At 49.0% G+C, this 537-nt stretch carries 1 protein-coding gene; it reads right to left on the bottom strand.

Going from position 1 to position 537, the window contains the following annotated elements; translation table 11 throughout:
* Positions 1 to 198 precede the first annotated feature (198 nt).
* Positions 199 to 537, bottom strand: a 339-nt coding sequence (locus R7Q11_RS28885; protein WP_225467310.1) for a glycoside hydrolase domain-containing protein, incomplete at its 5' end; no start/stop codon positions are given.

Raw genomic sequence — 537 nt, 5'->3', positions numbered from 1 at the left:
CTGTACCAATCAATGGGTTGACGTATTGGGTTAGCGTGGTGTCGAGGGATGGAGTACCAGATTTGCTGTTGTCGTCATCACTGTTACAACCAGCAAGACCAAACATGGCAGCGAGTATAGCGGTAGAGATAAGGGTTCTTTTTAGTTTCATTGTTTTTATTCCACGAGAAAAGGGGACACGAGGTCCCCTCAAAATCATTATTCGCCTAGGTTGGCTTGCATTGCTTCAGACTTGTCAGCTGTCATCACGAAGTGCAGTTCGCCGCCTGCTTTGAATTCGCTGTGCTGGAAGGTGTTGTAAACATCCAGAGGCTTACCGTTGATGGTTACTTCTTTGATGTACATGTTGTCTGGGCCGTTGTTCTCAGCCGTTACCGTGAACGTGCCAGAACCAATGTCTACCGTCGCTTTGTCGAAGATTGGACGACCGATGCTGTAGGTTGGATCGGTTGGCGAGATTTGGTAGAAGCCCAGTGCCGACATCAAGTACCACGCCGACATTTGACCTACGTCTTCGTTACCGATGATGCCGTCTGG

This window comes from Vibrio sp. 970 (assembly GCF_033339075.1).
Note: the sequence above shows the minus strand (reverse complement) of the source record. Positions and strands in the feature narration are given on the sequence as shown.